Here is a 20,605-nt window from a genome sequence, read left to right on the forward strand (position 1 = left end):
GGCAAATGTTCAATGAAAGTGGCGCGGCTCGAGGTCGGTTTCTTCAGGAAGCTCGGGGTGCATCATCTCGCCCAGGGCATTGGGAAAAAACGGCGCGCCGCAGTCTTCGCAAATTTCAGTGGTTGCCAACCCATTGATGAGCTTGATTTCGGTAACGCCCACCTCAGCCAGATGCGCAGCGATTTCGTCAGGGATAGTTGGCGAGCCGTTGTCGATTGCTGCGCCTGCAGCTTCTTCTTTGCTAAGAATAGGCCAGACGCAGCCGTAAATAACTTGCTGGCTGTGACGGGTGGTAAAGCCAACCCGGTATTCTTCGATCATGGATTCGCCGCACCCGACAATAGCTGCCTGTAGTTCGGGGCCCCTGAGGTTGGCTGCATTTTGCAGCCATATCACTGCAGCCTTCAGGGCAAGCGGGCGAATACGGCGGTCGGCCTCGCGACTGTTGACGTAATAGGCGTCGGGCTGGACGTAGTCGATGGTGCAAGCGGTGTAGCGCGCCTGAATGACCGGGTTGATGGCCTCTTGCCATTGCTGAAGGCAGTTTGCTCGATGTGTGGCTACGTCGTCGGTGGCGGCTTGCCAGGCAAACACAGCATTGCCCTTAGGGACGGCGACTGCGGCAACGACGAAACGTGCGTCGGCCAGCATGCCGTCGGTGTTCGGCATGGGGCGAACCTCGGGATGAGGCGCTTTGCCCGACAGGGCGGCCTGGCCGAGTTGCTGCGTCCAGCGCGCTGTATCTTGAAAAGTTTGCGGCATTTGCTCGAAGCTGACGATTTCTGGCAGCAGGGCGACGCGGGCGCCCTCGGCCAGCACGTTCTCGTGCAAGGCTTTGACCAAGGTGTCGGATTCTTTGGCGGTTAAGGGCGAGGGCACAGGTAACTGGTAACGTGTCCATGCCAGGATAGGTGCCGACAACAGCAAAACATCATACGCGCCATCGGGGCCTTCGAGCTGTACGGATTCAGAACCGGTTTCGGCCATTTCGACCAGGATTTCGTAGGCGGCCATGCGGTCGGGTACCAGTGCCTCGAGCGCAGATTCGATATGCCGATTGGGCTTGCCCTTGAGCATCTTGGAAATCAGCGCGGTAATCTGGTGTTCCCAGAATAAATCTTCGACGCGGCTGCCCGACAGCGCCAGGGCTTCGGCCAAAGACGTGAGACGTCGCGCATCGGCAGGCAGGCGGGTGGAGCCGGATTTTGGTGTAGTTGACATGGTGCAATACAAGATTCAGACGGTGCTAGTGTAACGCGTGCAAGAAGTAAAAATCCCCCGCGCATTGCTGCGCGGGGGACAAGCAGATCGGGCCGGTTAGGGTCAGACCTTGACGGTATCAGCGACTTTCTGGAATTCTTCGATTTGGTCGAAGTTCATGTAGCGATAGATATCGCTGCTGTTTTGTTCCAGAATGCCCATGTCAGCCAGGTACTCTTCTTTGGTCGGGATACGACCCAGACGCGAGCAAATGGCGGCCAGCTCGGCCGAACCCAGGAATACGTTTGAGTTTTTGCCCAAACGGTTCGGGAAGTTACGGGTGCTGGTCGACATAACGGTTGCGCCTTCGCGAACCTGAGCCTGGTTACCCATGCACAGCGAGCAACCGGGCATTTCCATACGGGCACCTGCACTACCCAGTACGCCGTAGTGACCTTCCTCGGTCAGCTGATGCTGATCCATTTTGGTTGGGGGTGCAACCCACAGCTTGACCGGAATGTCGCGCTTGTTTTCCAGCAGCTTGGATGCTGCACGGAAGTGGCCGATGTTGGTCATGCAGCTGCCGATGAACACTTCGTCGATGGTTGTGCCGGAAACATCGGACAGCGTCTTGACGTCGTCGGGGTCGTTCGGGCAAGCCACGATAGGTTCGTGAATATCGGCCAGGTCGATGTCGATGACCGCAGCGTACTCGGCGTCGGTATCGGGTTCGAGCAACTGGGGGTTGGCCAGCCAGGCTTCCATGGCCTTAATGCGGCGGCCGATGGTGCGTTCGTCTTGGTAGCCGTTGGCGATCATCCACTTCAACATGGTGATGTTGCTGTTGATGTATTCGATGATGGGCTCTTTGTTCAGGCGCACGGTACATGCCGCAGCCGAACGCTCTGCCGATGCGTCTGACAGTTCGAAAGCCTGTTCGATTTTCAGGTCGGGCAAGCCTTCGATTTCGAGGATGCGGCCCGAGAAAATGTTTTTCTTGCCCTTTTTCTCGACAGTAAGCAGGCCCTGCTTGATGGCATACAGCGGAATGGCATTGACCAGGTCACGCAAGGTTACGCCAGGCTGCATTTTGCCTTTGAAGCGCACCAGTACCGATTCGGGCATGTCGAGTGGCATGACGCCGGTTGCGGCGGCAAAGGCGACCAGACCGGAGCCTGCGGGGAAGCTGATCCCGATGGGGAAGCGTGTGTGCGAGTCGCCGCCGGTACCGACAGTGTCAGGCAACAGCATGCGGTTCAACCACGAGTGGATGATGCCGTCGCCAGGGCGCAACGAAATGCCGCCGCGGGTGCTGATGAAGTCTGGCAGTTCGTGGTGGGTTTTGACGTCGACAGGCTTGGGGTAGGCCGCTGTGTGGCAGAACGACTGCATGACCAGGTCGGCCGAGAAACCCAGGCAGGCCAGGTCTTTGAGCTCGTCGCGGGTCATCGGGCCAGTGGTGTCCTGGCTACCGACCGATGTCATTTTGGGTTCGCAGTAGGTGCCGGGGCGAATACCTTGGCCGTCAGGCAAGCCACAGGCGCGACCGACCATCTTCTGGGCCAGCGTAAAGCCTTTGCCCGAATCGACAGGGCTGCTGGGCAGACGGAACAGGGTGGAAGCAGGCAAGCCGAGTGCTTCACGGGCTTTGGCTGTCAGGCCGCGACCGATGATAAGGGGGATGCGGCCACCAGCGCGCACTTCGTCAAACAAGACGTCGGACTTCACCTGGAACTCGGCAATGACTTCGCCGTTTTTCAGGGCTTTGCCTTCGTAGGGGCGCAGCTCGACAACGTCACCGGTGTTCATGGCCGAAACGTCGAGCTCGATAGGCAGTGCGCCGGCATCTTCCATAGTGTTGTAGAAGATAGGAGCAATTTTGCTGCCCAGGCAGACGCCGCCAAAACGCTTGTTAGGTACAAACGGGATATCTTGACCGGTGAACCAAAGAACCGAGTTGGTGGCCGACTTGCGCGACGAACCAGTACCCACCACATCGCCAACGTAGGCAATTTGATGACCTTTGTCTTTCAGGCTTTCGAGGAACTTTACCGGGCCTACTTTGCCGGGTTCGTCGGGCTCGATGCCGGGACGCGGGTTCTTGAGCATGGCCAGCGCGTGCAGCGGGATGTCGGGGCGGCTCCAGGCGTCGGGTGCCGGCGACAGATCGTCGGTGTTGGTTTCGCCCGATACCTTGAATACGGTAACAGTCATGCTTTCGGGGACTTCGGGGCGCGCAGTGAACCACTCGGCGTCGGCCCAGCTTTGCATGACTTCTTTGGCGAACGCGTTACCTTTTTCGGCCTTTTCCTGAACATCGTGGAAGGCGTCGAACATCAGCAGCGTGTGCTTGAGTGCGTTGGCAGCAACAGGCGCCAGTGCTGCGTTGTCGAGCAGCTCGATGAGCGGGTGGATGTTGTAGCCGCCCAGCATTGTGCCCAGCAGTTCTGTCGCTTTCTCGGGGCTGATGAGTGAGCACTTTTCGGTGCCGAAAGCAACGGCCGCCAGGTACGATGCCTTGACTTTGGCTGCGTCATCGACACCTGCGGGAACGCGATAGGTAATCAGGTTGAGCAGGTAGTCTTCTTCGCCAGCGGGCGGGTTCTTCAGCAGTTCGATCAGGTCGGCGGTTTGTTGAGCCGACAGGGGAAGCGGGGGAATGCCCAGCGCGGCGCGCTCGGCAACGTGTTGGCGGTAAGTATCCAGCATGTGACGTGCCCTTTGTCGAGGGTTGGAGAAAATTCAAAGACAGCCCGGGCGCCGGGTAGGGCGCGAGGGCTGTCGGGAAATGGTCAGAACCGCAGTTGATTACAGCAGGTCTTTGACGCCGTCGCGCTCTTCGAGCAGTTCGTTAAGTGTGTTGTCCATGCGTTCGCGCGAGAAGCTGTCGATGTCCAGGCCTTGAACGATGGTGTATTCGCCGTTTTGTGTTGTAACGGGGTAGCCGTAAACGATGCCTTCGGGGATGCCGTAGGAACCGTCGGACGGAATGCCCATGGTGACCCATTTGCCGTTCGAACCCAGAACCCAGTCGCGAACGTGGTCGATGGCGGCGTTAGCTGCAGAAGCGGCCGAAGACAGGCCTCGTGCTTCGATGATGGCTGCGCCGCGCTTGCCGACGGTGGGGATGAATGTATCGCGGTTCCAGGCGTCGTCGTTGATGACCTGAGCGAGTTTGTCGCCGTTTGCTGTGGCAAAGCGGATATCGGGGTACATCGTGGGCGAGTGGTTGCCCCAAACGATAAGGTTTTCGATGTCGGCGACTTTTTTGCCCGATTTTGCAGCCAACTGCGACAATGCACGGTTGTGGTCGAGGCGCAGCATGGCGGTAAAGTTTTTGGCGGGAAGGTCGGGGGCCGATTTCATGGCGATGTAAGCGTTGGTGTTGGCGGGGTTGCCCACAACCAAAACTTTAACGTTACGGCTAGCGACGTCGTTAAGCGCCTTGCCTTGCACCTTGAAGATCTCGGCGTTGACTTTGAGCAGGTCTTTGCGCTCCATACCTGGGCCGCGAGGACGCGAACCAACCAGCAGGGCAACGTCAGCGTCTTTAAAGGCTTCGCGGGGGTCGCTGTGTGCGGTCATGCCTTGCAGCAGGGGGAAAGCGCAGTCGTCGAGTTCCATCATGACGCCTTTGAGTGCTTTTTGTGCTTTCTCGTCAGGGATTTCGAGCAACTGCAGGATGACAGGCTGGTCTTTGCCCAACATTTCGCCCGAGGCGATGCGGAACAACAGGGCGTAACCGATTTGACCGGCAGCGCCGGTGACGGCGACACGCATGGCGGGTTTGGACATGAAGGATCTCCGAAAAAGATGAGGGTAAGGACAGATTTTAATAGGTAAAAGATTAGTTGAAATCGTGCGTGTAGTCAAACATCTTATATCTTATATAAGACAGAAGAGTGTTAGACATTCGTCGCGAACCGTGCGAGAATGTCGGGCGTTCTCAGTAAACCGTCCTGACTTTTGTCGACCATGTCCGATCAATCTATAGATACCTCTGCGGTGCCCGAACGTGCCCATGCCGGCGCGGCGTACAGCCCGTTGTATCAACAGATTAAAGGCTTGCTGCTTCAAAGCCTCGATCGGGGCGAATGGAAACCCGGCGAAGTCATCCCCAGCGAATTCGAGCTCGCGGCACGCTTCAATGTTAGCCAGGGCACCGTGCGCAAGGCAATCGACGAACTCGCAGCCGACAATCTGCTTATTCGGCGTCAGGGTAAGGGCACGTTTGTGGCGACCCACAACGAAGCCAAGGTACGGTTCCGTTTTTTACGTCTTACGCCCGACGATGGTCAGCCCTCGGCGTCAAGCAGTCAGCTTATCGACTGCCGCCGGGTCAAGGCGCCCGCCGATGTCGCGCGTCTTCTCGATCTGGCGTCATCCGAAAGTGCGGTCAATGTCCGGCGCATGTTGTCTTTCGATGACGAACCCACCATTCTCGACGACATCTGGTTGCCTGGGTCGGTGTTCAAAGGGCTCACCACCGAGTCCCTGACCCGCTATCGGGGGCCGTTGTACGCCTTTTTCGAGTCCGAGTACGGGGTCAGCATGGTTAGGGCCGAAGAAAAAATCAAGGCGGTGGCCGCCACCGCAGCTCAGGCTGAGCTGTTGCAGGTGGCCCCCGAAAGTCCGCTCTTGCAGGTCGAGCGGGTGTCGTTTACGTATGGCGATCGCCCCATGGAGTTGCGTCGCGGGCTATACGTTACAAACCGGTTCCATTACCGGAACTCACTGAACTAGGTTTTTTTCAACCGATTTGATCCGCCTTGCGGAAATCGGCGAAAATACTAATAGCGTTTTGCAATATTTTGTTTGTTAACCTCGAGGCCATCATGTCCGATTCAGCTTCCAAGCCGCGTCCGCAGTTTCGCAATATCAGCGTTCCGCAGATCTTAAGCTACCGTCTTCCCTTGGCGGGAAAATCGTCAATTCTGCACCGTGTCAGCGGCGCATTGCTGTTTCTCTGTCTTCCGCTTGTTCTGGTGCCGCTGTTCGCGCTTAGCGTCACGTCGCCCGACAGTTTCGCGTCTATTCAGGGCTGGGTGGCCAACCCAATCGTAAAACTCATTTTGCTTGCGCTTATCTGGGGTTATTTGCACCACTTCTGTGCTGGCATCCGCTACCTGATTCTTGACCTGCATATTGGCATGGACAAGGTCTCGGCTCAAAAAAGCGCCGGCGTTGTTTTTGGGGTCAGCCTAGCGCTAACACTGGTTTTTGGTCTTAAATTGTTTGGGGTTTGGTAATGGCTACTAAAGAACGCGTAGGCGCAAAGCGCCTGGTCGTTGGTGCGCACTACGGCACCTTTGACTTCATCGTTCAGCGTTGCACGGCCGTCATTATGGCGATCTATACGCTGGTTCTCTTTTTCGGGGTTCTGTTTACTTCCGACATGAGCTTCGAAAGCTGGCAAAACCTGTTCACCTTCACCGTGGGCGTCATCCCGGTAGGGCAGTTGCTGGCGACGCTGGCTTTCTTCTCGCTGGCATGGCATGCCTGGATTGGTGTGCGCGACATCTGGATGGATTACGTCAAGCCTGCAGGTGTTCGTCTGCTGTTGCAAGTGCTGACCTTGCTCTGGCTTGCGGGTTCAATTATTTATTTCGCTAAAGTTCTCTGGAGTTTATAAGCCGTGGCTGCTGTCAAAAATTCCTTACCTCGCCGCAAGTTCGATGTTGTGGTCGTAGGCGCCGGCGGGGCCGGCATGCGTTGCTCTTTGCAACTGGCGCAGGCGGGCTTGTCGGTCGCCGTCTTGTCCAAAGTGTTTCCTACCCGTTCGCACACTGTAGCCGCCCAGGGTGGCGTTAGTGCAGCGCTGGGTAACATGAGCGAAGACAACTGGTACTGGCACATGTACGACACCGTTAAAGGGTCTGACTGGCTGGGTGACCAAGACGCCATCGAATTCATGTGCCGTGAAGCGCCGTCCGCCGTTTACGAGCTCGAACACTTCGGTATGCCGTTCGACCGTAACCCTGATGGCACCATCTATCAGCGTCCGTTCGGTGGCCACACTGCCAATTTCGGCGAAAAGCCCGTTCAGCGCGCCTGTGCCGCAGCCGACCGTACGGGTCACGCCATGCTGCATACGCTGTATCAGCGTAACGTTTCCGCTCGCACCCAGTTCTTCGTCGAATGGATGGCCCTCGATTTGCTGCGCAATGACGACGGCGATGTCGTCGGTGTTACTGCACTCGAAATGGAAACCGGTGAAGTCTACATCCTTGAAGCCAAGACAACAGTATTGGCAACCGGCGGTGCAGGCCGTATCTGGGCAGCGTCCACCAACGCCTTCATCAATACCGGCGACGGCTTGGGCATGGCCGCTCGCGCGGGTATTGCGCTGCAAGACATGGAGTTCTGGCAGTTCCACCCCACCGGCGTAGCCGGTGCCGGCGTACTCATCACTGAAGGTGTGCGCGGCGAGGGCGGTATCTTGCTGAACAAAGATGGCGAGCGCTTTATGGAGCGCTACGCACCTACGCTGAAAGATCTGGCCCCGCGCGATTTCGTTTCTCGCTCGATGGACCAGGAAATCAAAGAGGGTCGTGGCTGCGGCCCCAACGGTGACCACGTGCTGCTTAAGCTCGATCACCTGGGCGCCGACGTCATCAACAAGCGTCTGCCTTCCATTCGCGAAATCGCGATCAAGTTCGGAAACGTCGACCCCATCAAAGAGCCTATTCCTGTTGTGCCCACCATCCATTATCAAATGGGCGGTATTCCGGCTAACTATCATGGCCAGGTCGTCGACTTCAAAAACGGCGAAACCAAAGTGGTTAACGGTTTGTATGCCATCGGCGAATGTGCGGCTGTTTCGGTGCACGGCGCCAACCGCCTGGGCACAAACTCGCTGCTCGACCTCATCGTTTTTGGTCGCGCCGCCGGCAAGCACATTGTCGACTCGCACCTCGAGCGTCAGCTGTCGCACCAACCTTTGCCTCAGTCGTCCGTCGATTACTCCCTCGACCGTCTCAACAAGCTCGAAAGCCGCACCTCGGGTGTCAAGGCACAAGAAGTGGGCAACGCAATTCGCAACGGTATGCAAACGCACTGTGGCGTTTTCCGTACCCTCGAACTGCTCAATAAAGGCGTCGATGTCATCGAAAGCCTGGCACCTCAGGTCGAAGAAATCTACTTCAAAGACAAGTCCAAAGTATTCAATACCGCGCGTATCGAAGCCCTTGAACTGTCCAACATGATCGAAGTCGCGCGCGCCACCATCAAGTCGGCCGCAAGTCGTACCGAAAGTCGTGGCGCTCACGCCCTCGACGATCACCCCAATCGCGACGACGAAAACTGGTTGCGCCACACTCTCTGGTATTCAGAAGGCGGCCGTCTCGACTACAAGCCGGTTCAAATGAAACCGCTGACCGTCGACAGCTTCCCACCCAAAGCACGGACCTTCTAAGCAGGAACTGAAATGAGCCAAAAACGTATCGTTAAGTTTGAAATCTACCGCTACGATCCTGACAAGGACGAGCGTCCGTACATGCAAAAGCTCGAAGTCGAGCTGCAGCCGACCGACAAAATGTTGCTCGACGCGCTGGTGCGCATCAAGAACGATGTTGATGACAGTCTGGCTATCCGTCGTTCGTGCCGCGAAGGTGTTTGCGGTTCCGATGCCATGAACATCAATGGCAAGAACGGTCTGGCTTGCACGACCAACCTGCGCGAACTGTCCGAGCCTATCGTTCTGCGTCCGCTGCCTGGTTTGCCTGTGGTGCGCGACCTGATCGTCGACATGACCCAGTTCTTCAACCAGTACCATTCGGTCAAGCCGTTCCTCATCAACGACACACCGCCGCCTGAGCGCGAGCGTTTGCAGTCGCCCGAGGCGCGTGAAGAAATCGACGGTCTGTACGAGTGCATTCTGTGCGCATGTTGCTCGACATCGTGCCCGTCTTTCTGGTGGAACCCCGATAAGTTCGTTGGTCCCGCTGGCTTGCTTCAGGCCTACCGCTTTATCGCCGACTCGCGCGACGAAGCCACTGCCGAGCGTCTCGATAATCTCGAAGACCCATACCGTCTGTTCCGTTGCCACACCATCATGAACTGTACAGACGTCTGTCCTAAGGGGCTGAACCCCTCGAAGGCGATTGGCAAAATCAAAGAACTGCTGGTTCGGCGCAGTATCTAAGTGCTGCACTCATGAGCACTCTGACCGAACTTGAGCGTGCCCGTCTGCGTTGGCGGGCACGCCGTGGTCTGTTGGAAAACGATTTGATCATCACGAATTTTCTGGATCAATACGAAACCCAACTTACCGATACTGATGTTGTCGCCTTAACCCAATTATTCGAGATGGGTGACAACGAATTGCTCGACGTTTTGTTGGGCCGCAAGTCGCTAGAGGGGGTGTACGATACGCCCGATATTCAGCGGCTGGTTGAGCAAATGCGAGCGCTGTAAATTTTTGAGGAAGAAAGATGCAACTGTCAGATAAAAAAGCAACCCTATCGTTTTCGGACGGTAGCGCATCGGTTGATTTCCCGGTGTACAAAGGCTCGATCGGCCCAGACGTCATCGACATTCGCAAGCTGTATGGCCAAACCGGCATGTTCACGTACGACCCGGGTTTCTTGTCGACCGCTTCTTGCGAGTCGGCCATTACCTACATCGACGGCGACAAAGGCCAGTTGCTGTACCGTGGTTACCCCATTGACCAGCTCGCTCAAAACAACGACTTTCTCGACGTCTGCTATCTGATTCTCAACGGTGAGTTGCCTAGCGCCGAGCAGAAGCTTCAGTTTGACAGCGAAGTCACCAACCACACCATGGTGCACGAACAGTTGGCCACTTTCATCAGTGGCTTCAGCCGCGATGCGCACCCAATGGCCATGCTGACCGCCGCCGTTGGCGCTTTGTCTGCGTTCTACCACGACGCAACCGACATCACCAACGCCGAGCACCGTCGTCTGTCGGCGATCCGTCTGATCGCGAAGATGCCGACGCTGGTGGCCATGGTCTACAAGTACTCGTTGGGTCAGCCGTACATTTATCCCCGCAACGACTTGTCGTACACCGGCAACTTCCTGCGCATGATGTTCGCTAATCCTTGCGAAGACTACAAAGTTAACGACGTCGTCGAGCGCGCGCTTGACCGCATCTTTATCTTGCACGCCGACCACGAGCAAAACGCCTCTACTTCTACAGTGCGTTTGTGCGGTTCGTCGGGCACCAATCCGTTTGCGGCCATTTCGGCGGGTATTGCCTGCTTGTGGGGCCCCGCGCACGGCGGCGCCAATGAAGCTTGCCTGCAGATGCTTGAAAACCTTCAGGCCAACGGCGGTGTTGCCAAAGTTGGCGAGTTCATGGAAAAGGTCAAAGACAAAACATCGGGCGTTCGTCTGATGGGTTTCGGCCACCGCGTATACAAGAACTACGACCCACGCGCCAAGCTCATGCAAGAAACTTGCAAAGAAGTGTTGTCGGCATTGGGTCTCGAAAACGATCCGTTGTTCAAGCTGGCCATGGAACTCGAGCGTATTGCCCTCGAAGATCCTTACTTCGTCGATCGCAAGCTGTACCCGAACGTCGACTTCTACTCGGGTATTGTTCAGCGCGCTATTGGTATCCCCACACCGTTGTTCACCGGCATTTTCGCCCTGGCACGTACAGTGGGCTGGATCTCCCAGTGGGACGAAATGATTTCCGATCCAGATTACAAGATCGGCCGTCCGCGTCAGCTTTACACAGGCTCACCAGTTCGCGATATCAAGCGTTAATTGGTTCAGTGGTCGTAAAAAAACCGCCTTCGGGCGGTTTTTTTATGGGCCGCCATGTCTTGACGTTGCACGCTGCCGGCCGATGGGTGCCTTTTGCGTATAAAAATCACTGGTTGCCAGAGCCCGCCGGCATATAAAAAAGCCCCGCTTGTGACAAGCGGGGCTTTGGACTGGGGCCTGCGGCGCGCGCAGGCGCGCTAGGCCAATACAACGCGCCTATTTGCTGCTGGCGCGTTGCTGTGCTTCTTGCTGAGCATCGACTACGGCCAGGGCCGTCATGTTAACGATACGGCGAACGGTCGCGCTTGGCGTCAGGATATGAACCGGACGTGCCGCGCCCAGCAGTACCGGGCCCATAGACACCCCGTTGCTGCCAGTCATTTTGAGCATGTTGTACGTGATGTTGCCTGCATCGAGGTTTGGCATGATCAGCAGATTTGCCGGCCCTTTCAGGGGTGAGTCGGGATATGCGCGCAAGCGGATCTTTTCGGACAGCGCCGAATCTGCATGCATTTCGCCGTCGACTTCAAGGTGTGGTGCACGCTCGTTGACCAGTTGACGTGCACGTGCCATCTTGCGCGACGATTCGGTAGAGCGGCTGCCAAAGTTGGAGTGCGATAGCAGTGCAACTTTGGGCACGACGCCAAAGCGCAAGATTTCTTCGGCCGCTTGGATCGTCATGTCGGCGATTTCTTCGGCGCTGGGGTTCTCATTGACGTGGGTATCGCAGATGAACAGCGTTTGGTCTGGCAGCATCAGTACGTTCATGGCAGCAAACGTTTGCACGCCTTCTTTCAGCCCGATGACTTCTTGTACATACTTAAGCTGATTGTCGAACTTGCTGGCTACACCGCAGATAAGGGCGTCGGCATCGCCGCGCTGCAACAGCATCGAACCGATGAGCGTGTTGTGTTTGCGCACCATGGCCTTGGCGATTTCGGGTGTGACGCCGTTGCGGCCTTGCAGCTTGTAATAGCCGCTCCAGGTTTCGTTGAAACGATCATCGTCTTCTGGGTTGACCAGTTCGATGTTCTGACCTGGGATCAGGCGCAAGCCAAATTTCTTGACGCGCATTTCGATTACAGCGGGGCGGCCAATAAGAATCGGCTTGGCGATGTTTTCGTCGACGACCGTTTGAACCGCACGCAGTACGCGTTCATCTTCGCCATCGGCATAAATTACGCGCATAGGCGTATTTTTGGCCTGCATGAACAGCGGGCGCATGAGCTGGCCGGTGTGGTAGACCAGGCCCATCAGGCGCTGGCGGTAGGCTTCGATGTCTTCGATTGGGCGCGTGGCCACGCCTGACGCCACAGCCGCTTCGGCGACGGCCGGTGCGATCTTGATGATAAGGCGCGGGTCGAAGGGCTTGGGAATAATGTAGTCAGGCCCGAAAGACAAGTCTTGCCCGGCGTAGGCCATGGCGACTTCGTCGTTTTGTTCGGCTTCGGCGAGCTCGGCGATGGCCTTCACGCAGGCCAGTTTCATTTCTTCGTTAATAACGGTTGCGCCGACGTCTAAAGCCCCGCGGAAAATGAACGGGAAGCACAGTACGTTATTGACCTGGTTGGGGTAGTCGGAACGACCAGTGGCGATGATCGCGTCGGGGCGAGCGGCCTTGGCGACTTCGGGGCGAATTTCCGGTTCGGGGTTTGCCAGCGCCAGAATAAGGGGCTTGTCGGCCATGGTTTTGACCATGTCGGCGGTCAGTACGCCGGGTGCAGAACAGCCCAGGAATACGTCAGCGTCTACGCAAACGTCTGCCAGGGTACGGGCCTCTGTCTTTTGCGCGTACTCGGCTTTGGTCGGCTCCATGTTGGCTTCGCGGCCTTCCCAAATCACGCCGCGTGAATCGACGACAAAAATGTTTTTGCGTGGGATGCCCAGGCTGACCAAGAGGTTAAGGCATGCGATGGCTGCCGCACCTGCGCCCGAACACACCAGCTTGACGGAATCGAGTGCTTTGCCAACGACCTTCAAGCCGTTCAGGATAGCGGCCGCCGAAATAATGGCTGTGCCGTGCTGGTCGTCGTGGAAAACGGGGATCTTCATGCGCTCGCGCAGCTTCTTTTCAATGTAGAAGCACTCGGGCGCCTTGATGTCTTCGAGGTTGATGCCGCCCAGGGTGGGCTCGAGCGCGGCGATGATATCGACCAGTTTGTCCGGGTCCAGCTCGTTGAGCTCGATGTCGAAAACGTCGATGCCCGCAAATTTCTTGAACAGGCAGCCTTTACCTTCCATGACGGGTTTGGCCGCCAATGGGCCGATGTTGCCCAGCCCCAATACAGCAGTACCGTTGGTGACAACACCCACCAAATTAGAGCGCGATGTGTATTTCGCAGCGGCTTCTTCGCCGCCTTCGTAAATGGCCATACTGGCCACTGCAACACCCGGAGAATACGCCAGCGAGAGGTCGTCTTGGTTGGCCAGTGTTTTAGTTGGCGTTACCGAAATCTTACCGGGAGTAGGGTAAGCGTGGTAATCGAGGGCCATTTTTGAGAGGTCCGCCTTGGCGTCCATAAGGTACTGCTCCTGAAATTGTACGAGTAAAAGAAACGTAAAAAATACACCATTAGCGCGATGTCTGCATCTCGTCGCCCCGGTTTTGCGCCGGGTGTCAGTAAAAATCAACGTCTGGTTTTCAAAATGCCCGTGTTTCGGGCCTCGCGGTTACATCCGCAGGTGTTTGTGGTTATACTAACTTCAATACGGCTACTCAAGGCGTCGTACTGTTGCCTTCTGCCCCCGCTATCCGCTAACCGGTCTGGCCGTGTCGCGGAAGGTTGTCCCCCCTGCATCAAACGAGTGAAGCACTCGGTAAGGTGAAGCGAACACATGTCATCACAATCAGAGTCCCTTTCAAATTCCTACCTTTTTGGTAGTAACGCCCCTTACGTAGAAGAACTCTACGAATCCTACCTCGACAATCCCGGCTCAGTTTCCGACGAATGGCGCGCCTACTTCGACCAGTTGCAGCATCTGCCTGCCACCGACGGTAAAGAAGTCACCCGCGACCAGGCCCATGCGCCTATCATTCAGTCGTTTGCCGAGCGTGCCAAAGCCAACGCGTTCCTTACCGTTCGTGCTCAGCAGCCCGATTTGTCGGTAGCCAGCAAGCAGGTTTATGTTCAATCTCTGATCGCTGCGTACCGTACTCTTGGTTCGCGCTTCGCCGAACTCGACCCGCTCAAGCGTCACGATCGCCCGGTTATCCCCGAGCTCGATCCTTCGTTCTATGGCCTGACCGAAGCTGACCTTGACCAGGTGTATTCAGCCACCAACACATATTTCACCAAGTCCGAGACCATGACGCTGCGCGACATGCTCAAGGCCTTGCGCGACACTTATTGTCGCACCATCGGCGCCGAGTTCATGCACATGTCCGATCCGGCCGCCAAGCGCTGGATCCAGGAACGCCTGGAATCGTCTTTCGGCGTGCCTTTGTACTCGCCCGAACGTAAGCGTCACATCCTTAAACAAATCACCGAAGCCGAAGGCCTCGAACGCTTCCTGCATACCAAATATGTGGGTCAAAAGCGCTTCTCCCTCGAGGGCGGTGAAAGCTTCATCGCCTCTATGGACGAGGTCGTTAACCACGCCGGCGAAAACGGCGTTCAGGAAATCGTTGTGGGCATGGCTCACCGCGGCCGCCTGAACATGCTGGTTAACATCATGGGCAAAATGCCCGGCGACCTTTTCGCCGAGTTCGAAGGTAAGTACGCTCAAAACCTTACCGACGGCGACGTCAAATATCACAACGGTTTCTCTAGCGATTTGTCCACCCGTGGTGGTCCGGTTCACCTGTCGTTGGCGTTCAACCCGTCCCACCTCGAAATCGTCAACCCCGTGGTCGAGGGCAGCGCACGCGCTCGCCAAGACCGTCGCGGCGATACCGAAGGCGCACAAGTGTTGCCCGTGCTGGTACACGGCGACGCGGCTTTCGCCGGCCAGGGCGTCGTCATGGAAACCCTTAACATGGCGCAAACCCGCGGTTACGGTACCGGCGGCACGCTGCACATTGTTATCAATAACCAAATCGGCTTTACCACGTCCGACCCGCGCGACTCGCGTTCTACGTTGTACTGCACCGACGTCGTCAAAATGATCGAAGCGCCGGTGTTCCACGTTAACGGCGACGACCCCGAAGCGGTTGTCTACGTTACCGAATTGGCCCTCGACTACCGTCGTCAGTTCAAGCACGACGTTGTCATCGACATCGTTTGCTTCCGCAAACTGGGTCACAACGAGCAAGACACGCCGTCCCTGACACAACCCTTGATGTACAAGCGCATTGGTCAGCATCCCGGCACACGTAAGCTCTACGCCGACAAGCTCGTCGCACAGGGCGTGCTGTCCGAAGAAGAGGTCGATGGTCTGGTCAAAGAGTACCGTCAGCTCATGGAAGACGGCCAACGTACTGTCGAGCCAGTCCTGACCGACTACAAAAACAAGTACGCCACCGACTGGACGCCGTTCCTGAACGCCAAATGGACAGACCATGCCGACACCGGCGTACCTTTGGCTGAACTTACCCGTATCGGCGAGCGTATCACCCAGGTCCCCGAAGGTTTCACCGTTCACACGCTGGTCAACAAGCTGCTCAACGACCGTCTTAAAATGGCGCGCGGCGAAGCTCCCCTCGACTGGGGTATGGGCGAGCACCTGGCGTTTGCCACGCTGGTGTCGTCGGGCTACACCATTCGTATTACGGGTCAAGACGCCGGCCGCGGTACCTTTACACACCGTCATGCCGTACTGCACGACCAGAAGCGCGAGCGCTGGGACGACGGTTCGTACATTCCGCTGCAAAACGTCTCCGAAAACCAGGCGCCTTTCACTGTTATCGACTCGGTACTGTCCGAAGAGGCCGTGCTAGGTTTCGAATACGGTTATGCTTCGGCCGAGCCCAACACACTGACCATCTGGGAAGCCCAGTTCGGCGACTTCGTCAACGGTGCGCAGGTTGTTATCGACCAGTTCATCTCGTCGGGCGAAGCCAAGTGGGGCCGTCAGTGCGGTCTGACACTCATGTTGCCTCACGGCTACGAAGGTCAGGGCCCAGAGCACTCATCGGCTCGCATCGAGCGCTTCTTGCAGCTTTGTGCCGACAACAACATTCAGGCCGTTCAGCCGACCAACGCGTCACAGATTTTCCACGTGCTGCGTCGTCAGATGATCCGTCCTTTCCGCAAGCCGTTGGTGATCTTCACGCCTAAGTCGTTGTTGCGTAACAAAGACGCCACGTCGCCGCTGTCCGATCTGGCCACAGGTACATTCCTGCCCGTTATCGGTGAAACAAACGCCGACATCGATCCGGCCAACGTCAAACGCGTTCTGGTTTGTTCGGGCAAGGTGTACTACGACCTGGCCAACGCCCGTGCCGAGCGTGAGCGTTCCGATGTCGCGATTGTGCGTATCGAACAGCTCTATCCGTTTGCTCACAAGGCATTCCAGGCCGAGCTGCAAAAGTACAGCAATGCCAAAGAAATCATCTGGGTACAAGACGAGCCTCAAAACCAGGGGCCATGGTTCTATATCCAGCATCACCTGTACGAGAACATGGTCGAAGGTCAGCGTCTGGGTTATGCCGGTCGTCCTGCTTCTGCCTCACCGGCGGTTGGCTATTTGGCCAAGCACCAAGAGCAGCAAAAGGCACTGATCGAACAGGCGTTTGCCGAAAAATTCAAGGGCGTGTCCCAGTCGTCCAAGTAAAGAACACACTACATTACGGAAAATATCTATCATGGCTATTACAGACGTTCTCGTACCCCAGTTGTCAGAGTCCATTTCTGAAGCGACTTTGCTCAACTGGAAAAAGCAACCCGGCGAAGCAGTCCAGGCCGACGAAATCCTCATCGAAGTTGAAACCGACAAGGTTGTTCTCGAGGTGCCGGCGCCTGCATCGGGCGTGCTTAGCGAAATCGTTAAAGCAGATGGCAGTACGGTTGGTTCAGGCGAGGTCCTCGCACGCATCGATACCGAAGGCAAAGCCACTGCAGCAGCTGCACCCGCAGCCGAAGCACCTGCTGCCGCGGCAGCGCCCGCTGCTGCACCTGTTGCTGCTGCGTCTTCTTCAGTTGCGTCGCCTGCCGCCGGCAAAATTCTTGCCGAAAAAGGCATCGATGCCGCCAACGTCGAAGGCACAGGCCGCGGTGGTCGTATCACCAAAGGTGATGCCCTGGCTGCTGAAGCCGCGCCTGCCAAGAAGCCCGCTGCGGCTCCTGCGCCAACCAGCCTTTCTCTCGACGGTCGCCCCGAGCAGCGTGTGCCCATGAGCCGCCTGCGCGCTCGTGTTGCCGAGCGCTTGCTTCAGTCGCAATCCGAGAACGCCATTCTGACAACGTTCAACGAAGTCAACATGCAAGGCATCCTCGACTTGCGTGCCCGCTACAAAGACCAGTTCGAAAAAGAGCACGGCGTCAAGCTGGGCTTCACCTCGTTCTTCGTCAAGGCCGCAGTGGCTGCGCTTAAAAAGTACCCCGTCGTCAACGCGTCGGTCGATGGTAAAGACATCATCTATCACGGCTATTTCGACATTGGTATTGCCGTCGGTAGCCCACGCGGTCTGGTTGTGCCTATCTTGCGCAACGCCGACCAGCTCAGCATTGCCGAAATCGAAAAGCAGATCGCCGATTTTGGCGCCCGTGCGCGCGACGGCAAGCTCAGCCTCGACGAACTCACTGGCGGCACGTTCTCCATCTCTAACGGTGGTGTGTTCGGCTCCATGTTGTCCACGCCTATCATCAACCCACCTCAATCGGCTATTTTGGGCATTCACGCCACTAAAGACCGCCCGGTTGTCGAGAACGGTCAAATCGTGATTCGCCCCATGAACTATCTGGCGCTTTCCTACGATCACCGTATCATCGACGGCCGTGAAGCGGTGTTGTCGCTGGTTGCCATGAAAGAAGCGCTCGAAGATCCTCAGCGTCTGTTGCTCGACGTCTAAGGCACACACGCCGGGCCCCCGGCTTAGGTCGTTGCGCTGTGTTGCGCGCGGCCCGAGCCCGGGCCCTTTTCTTTTCAGGCAGCGCGCACCCGGTGTGCGTTCGCAGAACAAATTACTGGAAATACAATGGCTAAAAATTTTGATGTCGTCGTAATCGGGGCCGGCCCCGGTGGGTATATCGCCGCGATTCGTGCGGCTCAACTGGGTATGTCGGTCGCATGTATCGATGCGGCTTCCAACGCCGATGGCAAGCCGGCGCCAGGTGGTACATGCACCAACGTCGGTTGCATTCCTTCAAAGGCGTTGTTGCAATCCTCCGAGCACTTCGACCAGGTCAATCATCACTTCTCTGAGCATGGCATCGAAGTTAAAGGCGTTAGCCTCAAGCTCGACACCCTCATTGGTCGCAAAGACAACGTTGTTAAACAAAACAACGAAGGCATTTTGTACTTGTTCAAAAAGAACAAAGTGACGTTCTTCCATGGTACGGGTACGTTTTCGGCCTATGTTGACGGCGGCTGGTCCATCAAAGTGTCGGGTCAAACCGAAGAAGAGCTTATCGCCAAGCATGTCGTGGTTGCCACCGGTTCGGCACCCCGTCAGTTGCCCGGCCTCGATTTCGACGAGAAAAAAATCCTGTCCAACGATGGCGCCTTGCGCATTCCAGCCGTACCTAAAAAGTTGGGTGTGATTGGTGCTGGTGTTATCGGCCTTGAATTGGGTAGCGTCTGGCGTCGCCTGGGTGCTGAAGTTACCGTCCTCGAAGCTGCACCCGAATTTCTGGCCGTTTGCGACCAACAGGTCGCCAAAGAGGCCCTCAAGGTTTTCACCAAGCAGGGTTTGAATATTCAAACTGGCGTCAAAATCGGCGAAGTCAAAACGGCAGCCAAGTCGGTGACGGTACCCTACACTGACGCCGCCGGGGCAGAGCAGTCCATTACTGTCGATCACCTGATCGTGTCTATTGGCCGCGTGCCGCACACACAGGGCCTGGGCGTTGAAACAGTTGGCCTCAAGGTCGATGAGCGTGGTTTTGTCGTGGTTGACGATGACTGCCGTACCAACCTGCCTAACGTATGGGCAGTCGGTGACGTGGTTCGTGGCCCTATGCTCGCACACAAGGCCGAAGAAGAGGGCGTTGCCGTTGCCGAGCGTATCGCTGGTCAGCATGGTCACGTCAACTTTGGTACGATCCCCAGCGTTATCTACACCTCGCCCGAAATCGCGTGGGTTGGCAAAACCGAGCAGCAGCTCAAGACTGAAGGCGTTAACTATCGCGCCGGAAGCTTCCCGTTTTTGGCCAACGGCCGTGCACGGGCTTTGGGCGACACTACCGGCTTTGTCAAGATTCTTGCCGATGCCAAGTCAGACGAAGTCCTGGGTGTGCACATTATTGGCCCCAGCGCGTCCGAGCTGATCGCAGAAGCCGTGACTATCATGGAGTTCCGTGGTGCTGCCGAAGACATCGCCCGCATCTGCCATGCTCACCCCACATTGTCCGAGTCGGTTAAAGAAGCCGCTCTGGCTGTTGACAAGCGCTCGCTCAATTTCTGATCGGGCGGTTGTCGTTGGCAATTGCTGATTCAAAAAGGGGCTGCAATGCCCCTTTTTGTATTTAACCTATGAACGTTAAACAATACTACGAGCACGCACTCGCCGAGCGCGGCTACAAACCAGATCTGGCTCAGATCGAGGCCATCGACCGGCTGCAGCAGTTCTACGACGACTGGGTCGTATACAAGCAGGCGCGTTCGAGCACACTAAAAAAAATCTTTCGTCGGCCCGATATCCCTCGTGGGGTGTATATGTGGGGCGGTGTCGGCCGTGGCAAAAGTTTTTTAATGGATGCCTTTTACGCCACGGTGCCATTGAAACGAAAAGGGCGTCTGCACTTTCACGAATTCATGCGGGGCGTGCATCAGCAGCTCGATGAAGTCAAAGGCCAGCAAGATCCGCTCGACGAAGTCGCGCGGCGTATTGCTAAGCGGTATCGCCTGATCTGCTTCGACGAGTTTCACGTCTCGGACGTTGCCGACGCCATGATTCTGTATCGTTTGTTACTGAAGCTTTTCGAGCACGGCACGTCGTTTGTCATGACCTCAAACTACGAGCCCTCTACCTTGTACCCCGATGGGTTGCACCGCGACCGTATTTTGCCAGCCATCAAGCTGATTCAGGAGCGTATGGACATACTGAATGTCGATACGGGTACCGACTATCGTCGACGGGCGCTTGAGCAAGTGCGAGTGTATTTGTCGCCCATTAATGCCGATACACGTGCCGAGATCCAAGAGGCGTTTGATCGCTTGTCTGATACGGCGCCCATGAAGCCCGTGCTAACCGTCGAAAATCGCGAACTTAAGGCGGTGGCCTTAAGCGGTAGTGTCGTGTGGTTTGATTTTGCGACTTTGTGCGGCGGCCCGCGCTCGCAAAATGATTACCTCGATCTGGCCAGCCGTTTCCAGACAGTGGTTTTGTCTGACGTACCACGCATGACGGCCCGTCAGGCTTCGGAAGCCCGGCGGTTTACATGGCTGGTCGACGTTTTTTACGACCATAAAGTTAAACTGATCATGTCGGCCGAATGCGAACCTGAAGGCTTGTATACCGACGGCCCAATGGCCAACGAGTTTCACCGTACGGTTTCGCGTCTGCTCGAGATGCAATCGCGTGAGTATCTCGAATCCGAGCGCCGTGTTGCGGCGACCCTGTAATCCATCAAGAA

Annotated in this window: 15 protein-coding genes; 11 read left to right on the forward strand and 4 right to left on the reverse strand. The window is 56.6% G+C overall.

Features of this window, described 5'->3' with window-relative positions; all coding sequences use genetic code 11:
* Positions 1-9: 9 nt before the first annotated feature.
* The 3 genes from CHR62_RS03825 to CHR62_RS03835 all read right to left on the reverse strand — a co-directional run bounded on the left by CHR62_RS03825 (position 10) and on the right by CHR62_RS03835 (position 4,995).
* Positions 10-1,221: a DUF2863 family protein gene (locus CHR62_RS03825; RefSeq protein WP_093970743.1), complete on the reverse strand. Its 1,212-nt coding sequence runs from the start codon at positions 1,219-1,221 to the stop codon at positions 10-12.
* A 102-nt stretch (positions 1,222-1,323) separates the two neighbouring features.
* Positions 1,324-3,909, reverse strand: a complete 2,586-nt coding sequence (gene acnB, locus CHR62_RS03830) for a bifunctional aconitate hydratase 2/2-methylisocitrate dehydratase (protein ID WP_123660082.1) — start codon at positions 3,907-3,909, stop codon at positions 1,324-1,326.
* A gap of 99 nt (positions 3,910-4,008) precedes the next feature.
* A complete protein-coding gene (locus tag CHR62_RS03835) occupies positions 4,009-4,995 on the reverse strand; it encodes a malate dehydrogenase (protein WP_093970745.1) in 987 nt (328 codons plus the stop codon).
* Between the two features lie 180 nt (positions 4,996-5,175).
* Between CHR62_RS03835 and CHR62_RS03840 the strand changes: the two genes are divergently transcribed.
* The 7 genes from CHR62_RS03840 to gltA all read left to right on the forward strand — a co-directional run bounded on the left by CHR62_RS03840 (position 5,176) and on the right by gltA (position 10,931).
* A complete protein-coding gene (locus CHR62_RS03840; protein ID WP_123660083.1) occupies positions 5,176-5,943 on the forward strand; it encodes a GntR family transcriptional regulator in 768 nt (255 codons plus the stop codon).
* A 92-nt stretch (positions 5,944-6,035) separates the two neighbouring features.
* On the forward strand, positions 6,036-6,449 hold the full coding sequence (gene sdhC, locus CHR62_RS03845; protein WP_093970839.1) for a succinate dehydrogenase, cytochrome b556 subunit: 414 nt from the start codon (positions 6,036-6,038) through the stop codon (positions 6,447-6,449).
* Entirely contained in the window at positions 6,449-6,832 is a 384-nt protein-coding gene (sdhD, locus tag CHR62_RS03850; protein WP_093970747.1) for a succinate dehydrogenase, hydrophobic membrane anchor protein, read from the forward strand. Before sdhC ends, sdhD begins: the two co-directional genes overlap by 1 nt.
* A gap of 3 nt (positions 6,833-6,835) precedes the next feature.
* Entirely contained in the window at positions 6,836-8,614 is a 1,779-nt protein-coding gene (sdhA, locus tag CHR62_RS03855) for a succinate dehydrogenase flavoprotein subunit (RefSeq protein ID WP_123660084.1), read from the forward strand.
* A 12-nt stretch (positions 8,615-8,626) separates the two neighbouring features.
* Positions 8,627-9,343, forward strand: a complete 717-nt coding sequence (locus CHR62_RS03860) for a succinate dehydrogenase iron-sulfur subunit (RefSeq protein WP_093970749.1) — start codon at positions 8,627-8,629, stop codon at positions 9,341-9,343.
* 11 nt (positions 9,344-9,354) lie between these two features.
* Positions 9,355-9,615 (forward strand): succinate dehydrogenase assembly factor 2, encoded by a 261-nt coding sequence (locus CHR62_RS03865; RefSeq protein WP_093970750.1) that lies wholly within the window; start codon positions 9,355-9,357, stop codon positions 9,613-9,615.
* Positions 9,616-9,632: 17 nt separating this feature from the next.
* Positions 9,633-10,931, forward strand: a complete 1,299-nt coding sequence (gene gltA, locus CHR62_RS03870; RefSeq protein WP_093970751.1) for a citrate synthase — start codon at positions 9,633-9,635, stop codon at positions 10,929-10,931.
* A 216-nt stretch (positions 10,932-11,147) separates the two neighbouring features.
* Here gltA and CHR62_RS03875 read toward each other — a convergent pair whose 3' ends face one another.
* Positions 11,148-13,451, reverse strand: a complete 2,304-nt coding sequence (locus CHR62_RS03875; RefSeq protein ID WP_123660085.1) for an NADP-dependent malic enzyme — start codon at positions 13,449-13,451, stop codon at positions 11,148-11,150.
* A gap of 315 nt (positions 13,452-13,766) precedes the next feature.
* Between CHR62_RS03875 and CHR62_RS03880 the strand changes: the two genes are divergently transcribed.
* The 4 genes from CHR62_RS03880 to zapE all read left to right on the forward strand — a co-directional run bounded on the left by CHR62_RS03880 (position 13,767) and on the right by zapE (position 20,594).
* A complete protein-coding gene (locus CHR62_RS03880) occupies positions 13,767-16,643 on the forward strand; it encodes a 2-oxoglutarate dehydrogenase E1 component (RefSeq protein WP_123660086.1) in 2,877 nt (958 codons plus the stop codon).
* 31 nt (positions 16,644-16,674) lie between these two features.
* A complete protein-coding gene (gene odhB, locus CHR62_RS03885) occupies positions 16,675-17,880 on the forward strand; it encodes a 2-oxoglutarate dehydrogenase complex dihydrolipoyllysine-residue succinyltransferase (protein WP_093970754.1) in 1,206 nt (401 codons plus the stop codon).
* Positions 17,881-18,006: 126 nt separating this feature from the next.
* On the forward strand, positions 18,007-19,434 hold the full coding sequence (gene lpdA / locus CHR62_RS03890) for a dihydrolipoyl dehydrogenase (protein WP_123660087.1): 1,428 nt from the start codon (positions 18,007-18,009) through the stop codon (positions 19,432-19,434).
* 68 nt (positions 19,435-19,502) lie between these two features.
* Positions 19,503-20,594 (forward strand): cell division protein ZapE, encoded by a 1,092-nt coding sequence (gene zapE / locus CHR62_RS03895; RefSeq protein ID WP_093970756.1) that lies wholly within the window; start codon positions 19,503-19,505, stop codon positions 20,592-20,594.
* Positions 20,595-20,605: the final 11 nt, after the last annotated feature.

This window comes from Pusillimonas sp. NJUB218, assembly GCF_003788685.1.
Classification (GTDB): Bacteria; Pseudomonadota; Gammaproteobacteria; order Burkholderiales; family Burkholderiaceae_B; genus Neopusillimonas.

Excerpts from the sequence above, each read along its gene's own strand:
- CHR62_RS03825 (WP_093970743.1), bottom strand. The coding sequence starts at position 1,221 with ATGTCAACTACACCAAAATCCGGCTCCACCCGCCTGCCTGCCGATGCG.
- acnB (WP_123660082.1), bottom strand. The coding sequence starts at position 3,909 with ATGCTGGATACTTACCGCCAACACGTTGCCGAGCGCGCCGCGCTGGGC.
- CHR62_RS03835 (WP_093970745.1), bottom strand. The coding sequence starts at position 4,995 with ATGTCCAAACCCGCCATGCGTGTCGCCGTCACCGGCGCTGCCGGTCAA.
- CHR62_RS03840 (WP_123660083.1), top strand. The coding sequence starts at position 5,176 with ATGTCCGATCAATCTATAGATACCTCTGCGGTGCCCGAACGTGCCCAT.
- sdhC (WP_093970839.1), top strand. The coding sequence starts at position 6,036 with ATGTCCGATTCAGCTTCCAAGCCGCGTCCGCAGTTTCGCAATATCAGC.
- sdhD (WP_093970747.1), top strand. The coding sequence starts at position 6,449 with ATGGCTACTAAAGAACGCGTAGGCGCAAAGCGCCTGGTCGTTGGTGCG.
- CHR62_RS03860 (WP_093970749.1), top strand. The coding sequence starts at position 8,627 with ATGAGCCAAAAACGTATCGTTAAGTTTGAAATCTACCGCTACGATCCT.
- CHR62_RS03865 (WP_093970750.1), top strand. The coding sequence starts at position 9,355 with ATGAGCACTCTGACCGAACTTGAGCGTGCCCGTCTGCGTTGGCGGGCA.
- gltA (WP_093970751.1), top strand. The coding sequence starts at position 9,633 with ATGCAACTGTCAGATAAAAAAGCAACCCTATCGTTTTCGGACGGTAGC.
- CHR62_RS03875 (WP_123660085.1), bottom strand. The coding sequence starts at position 13,451 with ATGGACGCCAAGGCGGACCTCTCAAAAATGGCCCTCGATTACCACGCT.
- CHR62_RS03880 (WP_123660086.1), top strand. The coding sequence starts at position 13,767 with ATGTCATCACAATCAGAGTCCCTTTCAAATTCCTACCTTTTTGGTAGT.
- odhB (WP_093970754.1), top strand. The coding sequence starts at position 16,675 with ATGGCTATTACAGACGTTCTCGTACCCCAGTTGTCAGAGTCCATTTCT.
- lpdA (WP_123660087.1), top strand. The coding sequence starts at position 18,007 with ATGGCTAAAAATTTTGATGTCGTCGTAATCGGGGCCGGCCCCGGTGGG.
- zapE (WP_093970756.1), top strand. The coding sequence starts at position 19,503 with ATGAACGTTAAACAATACTACGAGCACGCACTCGCCGAGCGCGGCTAC.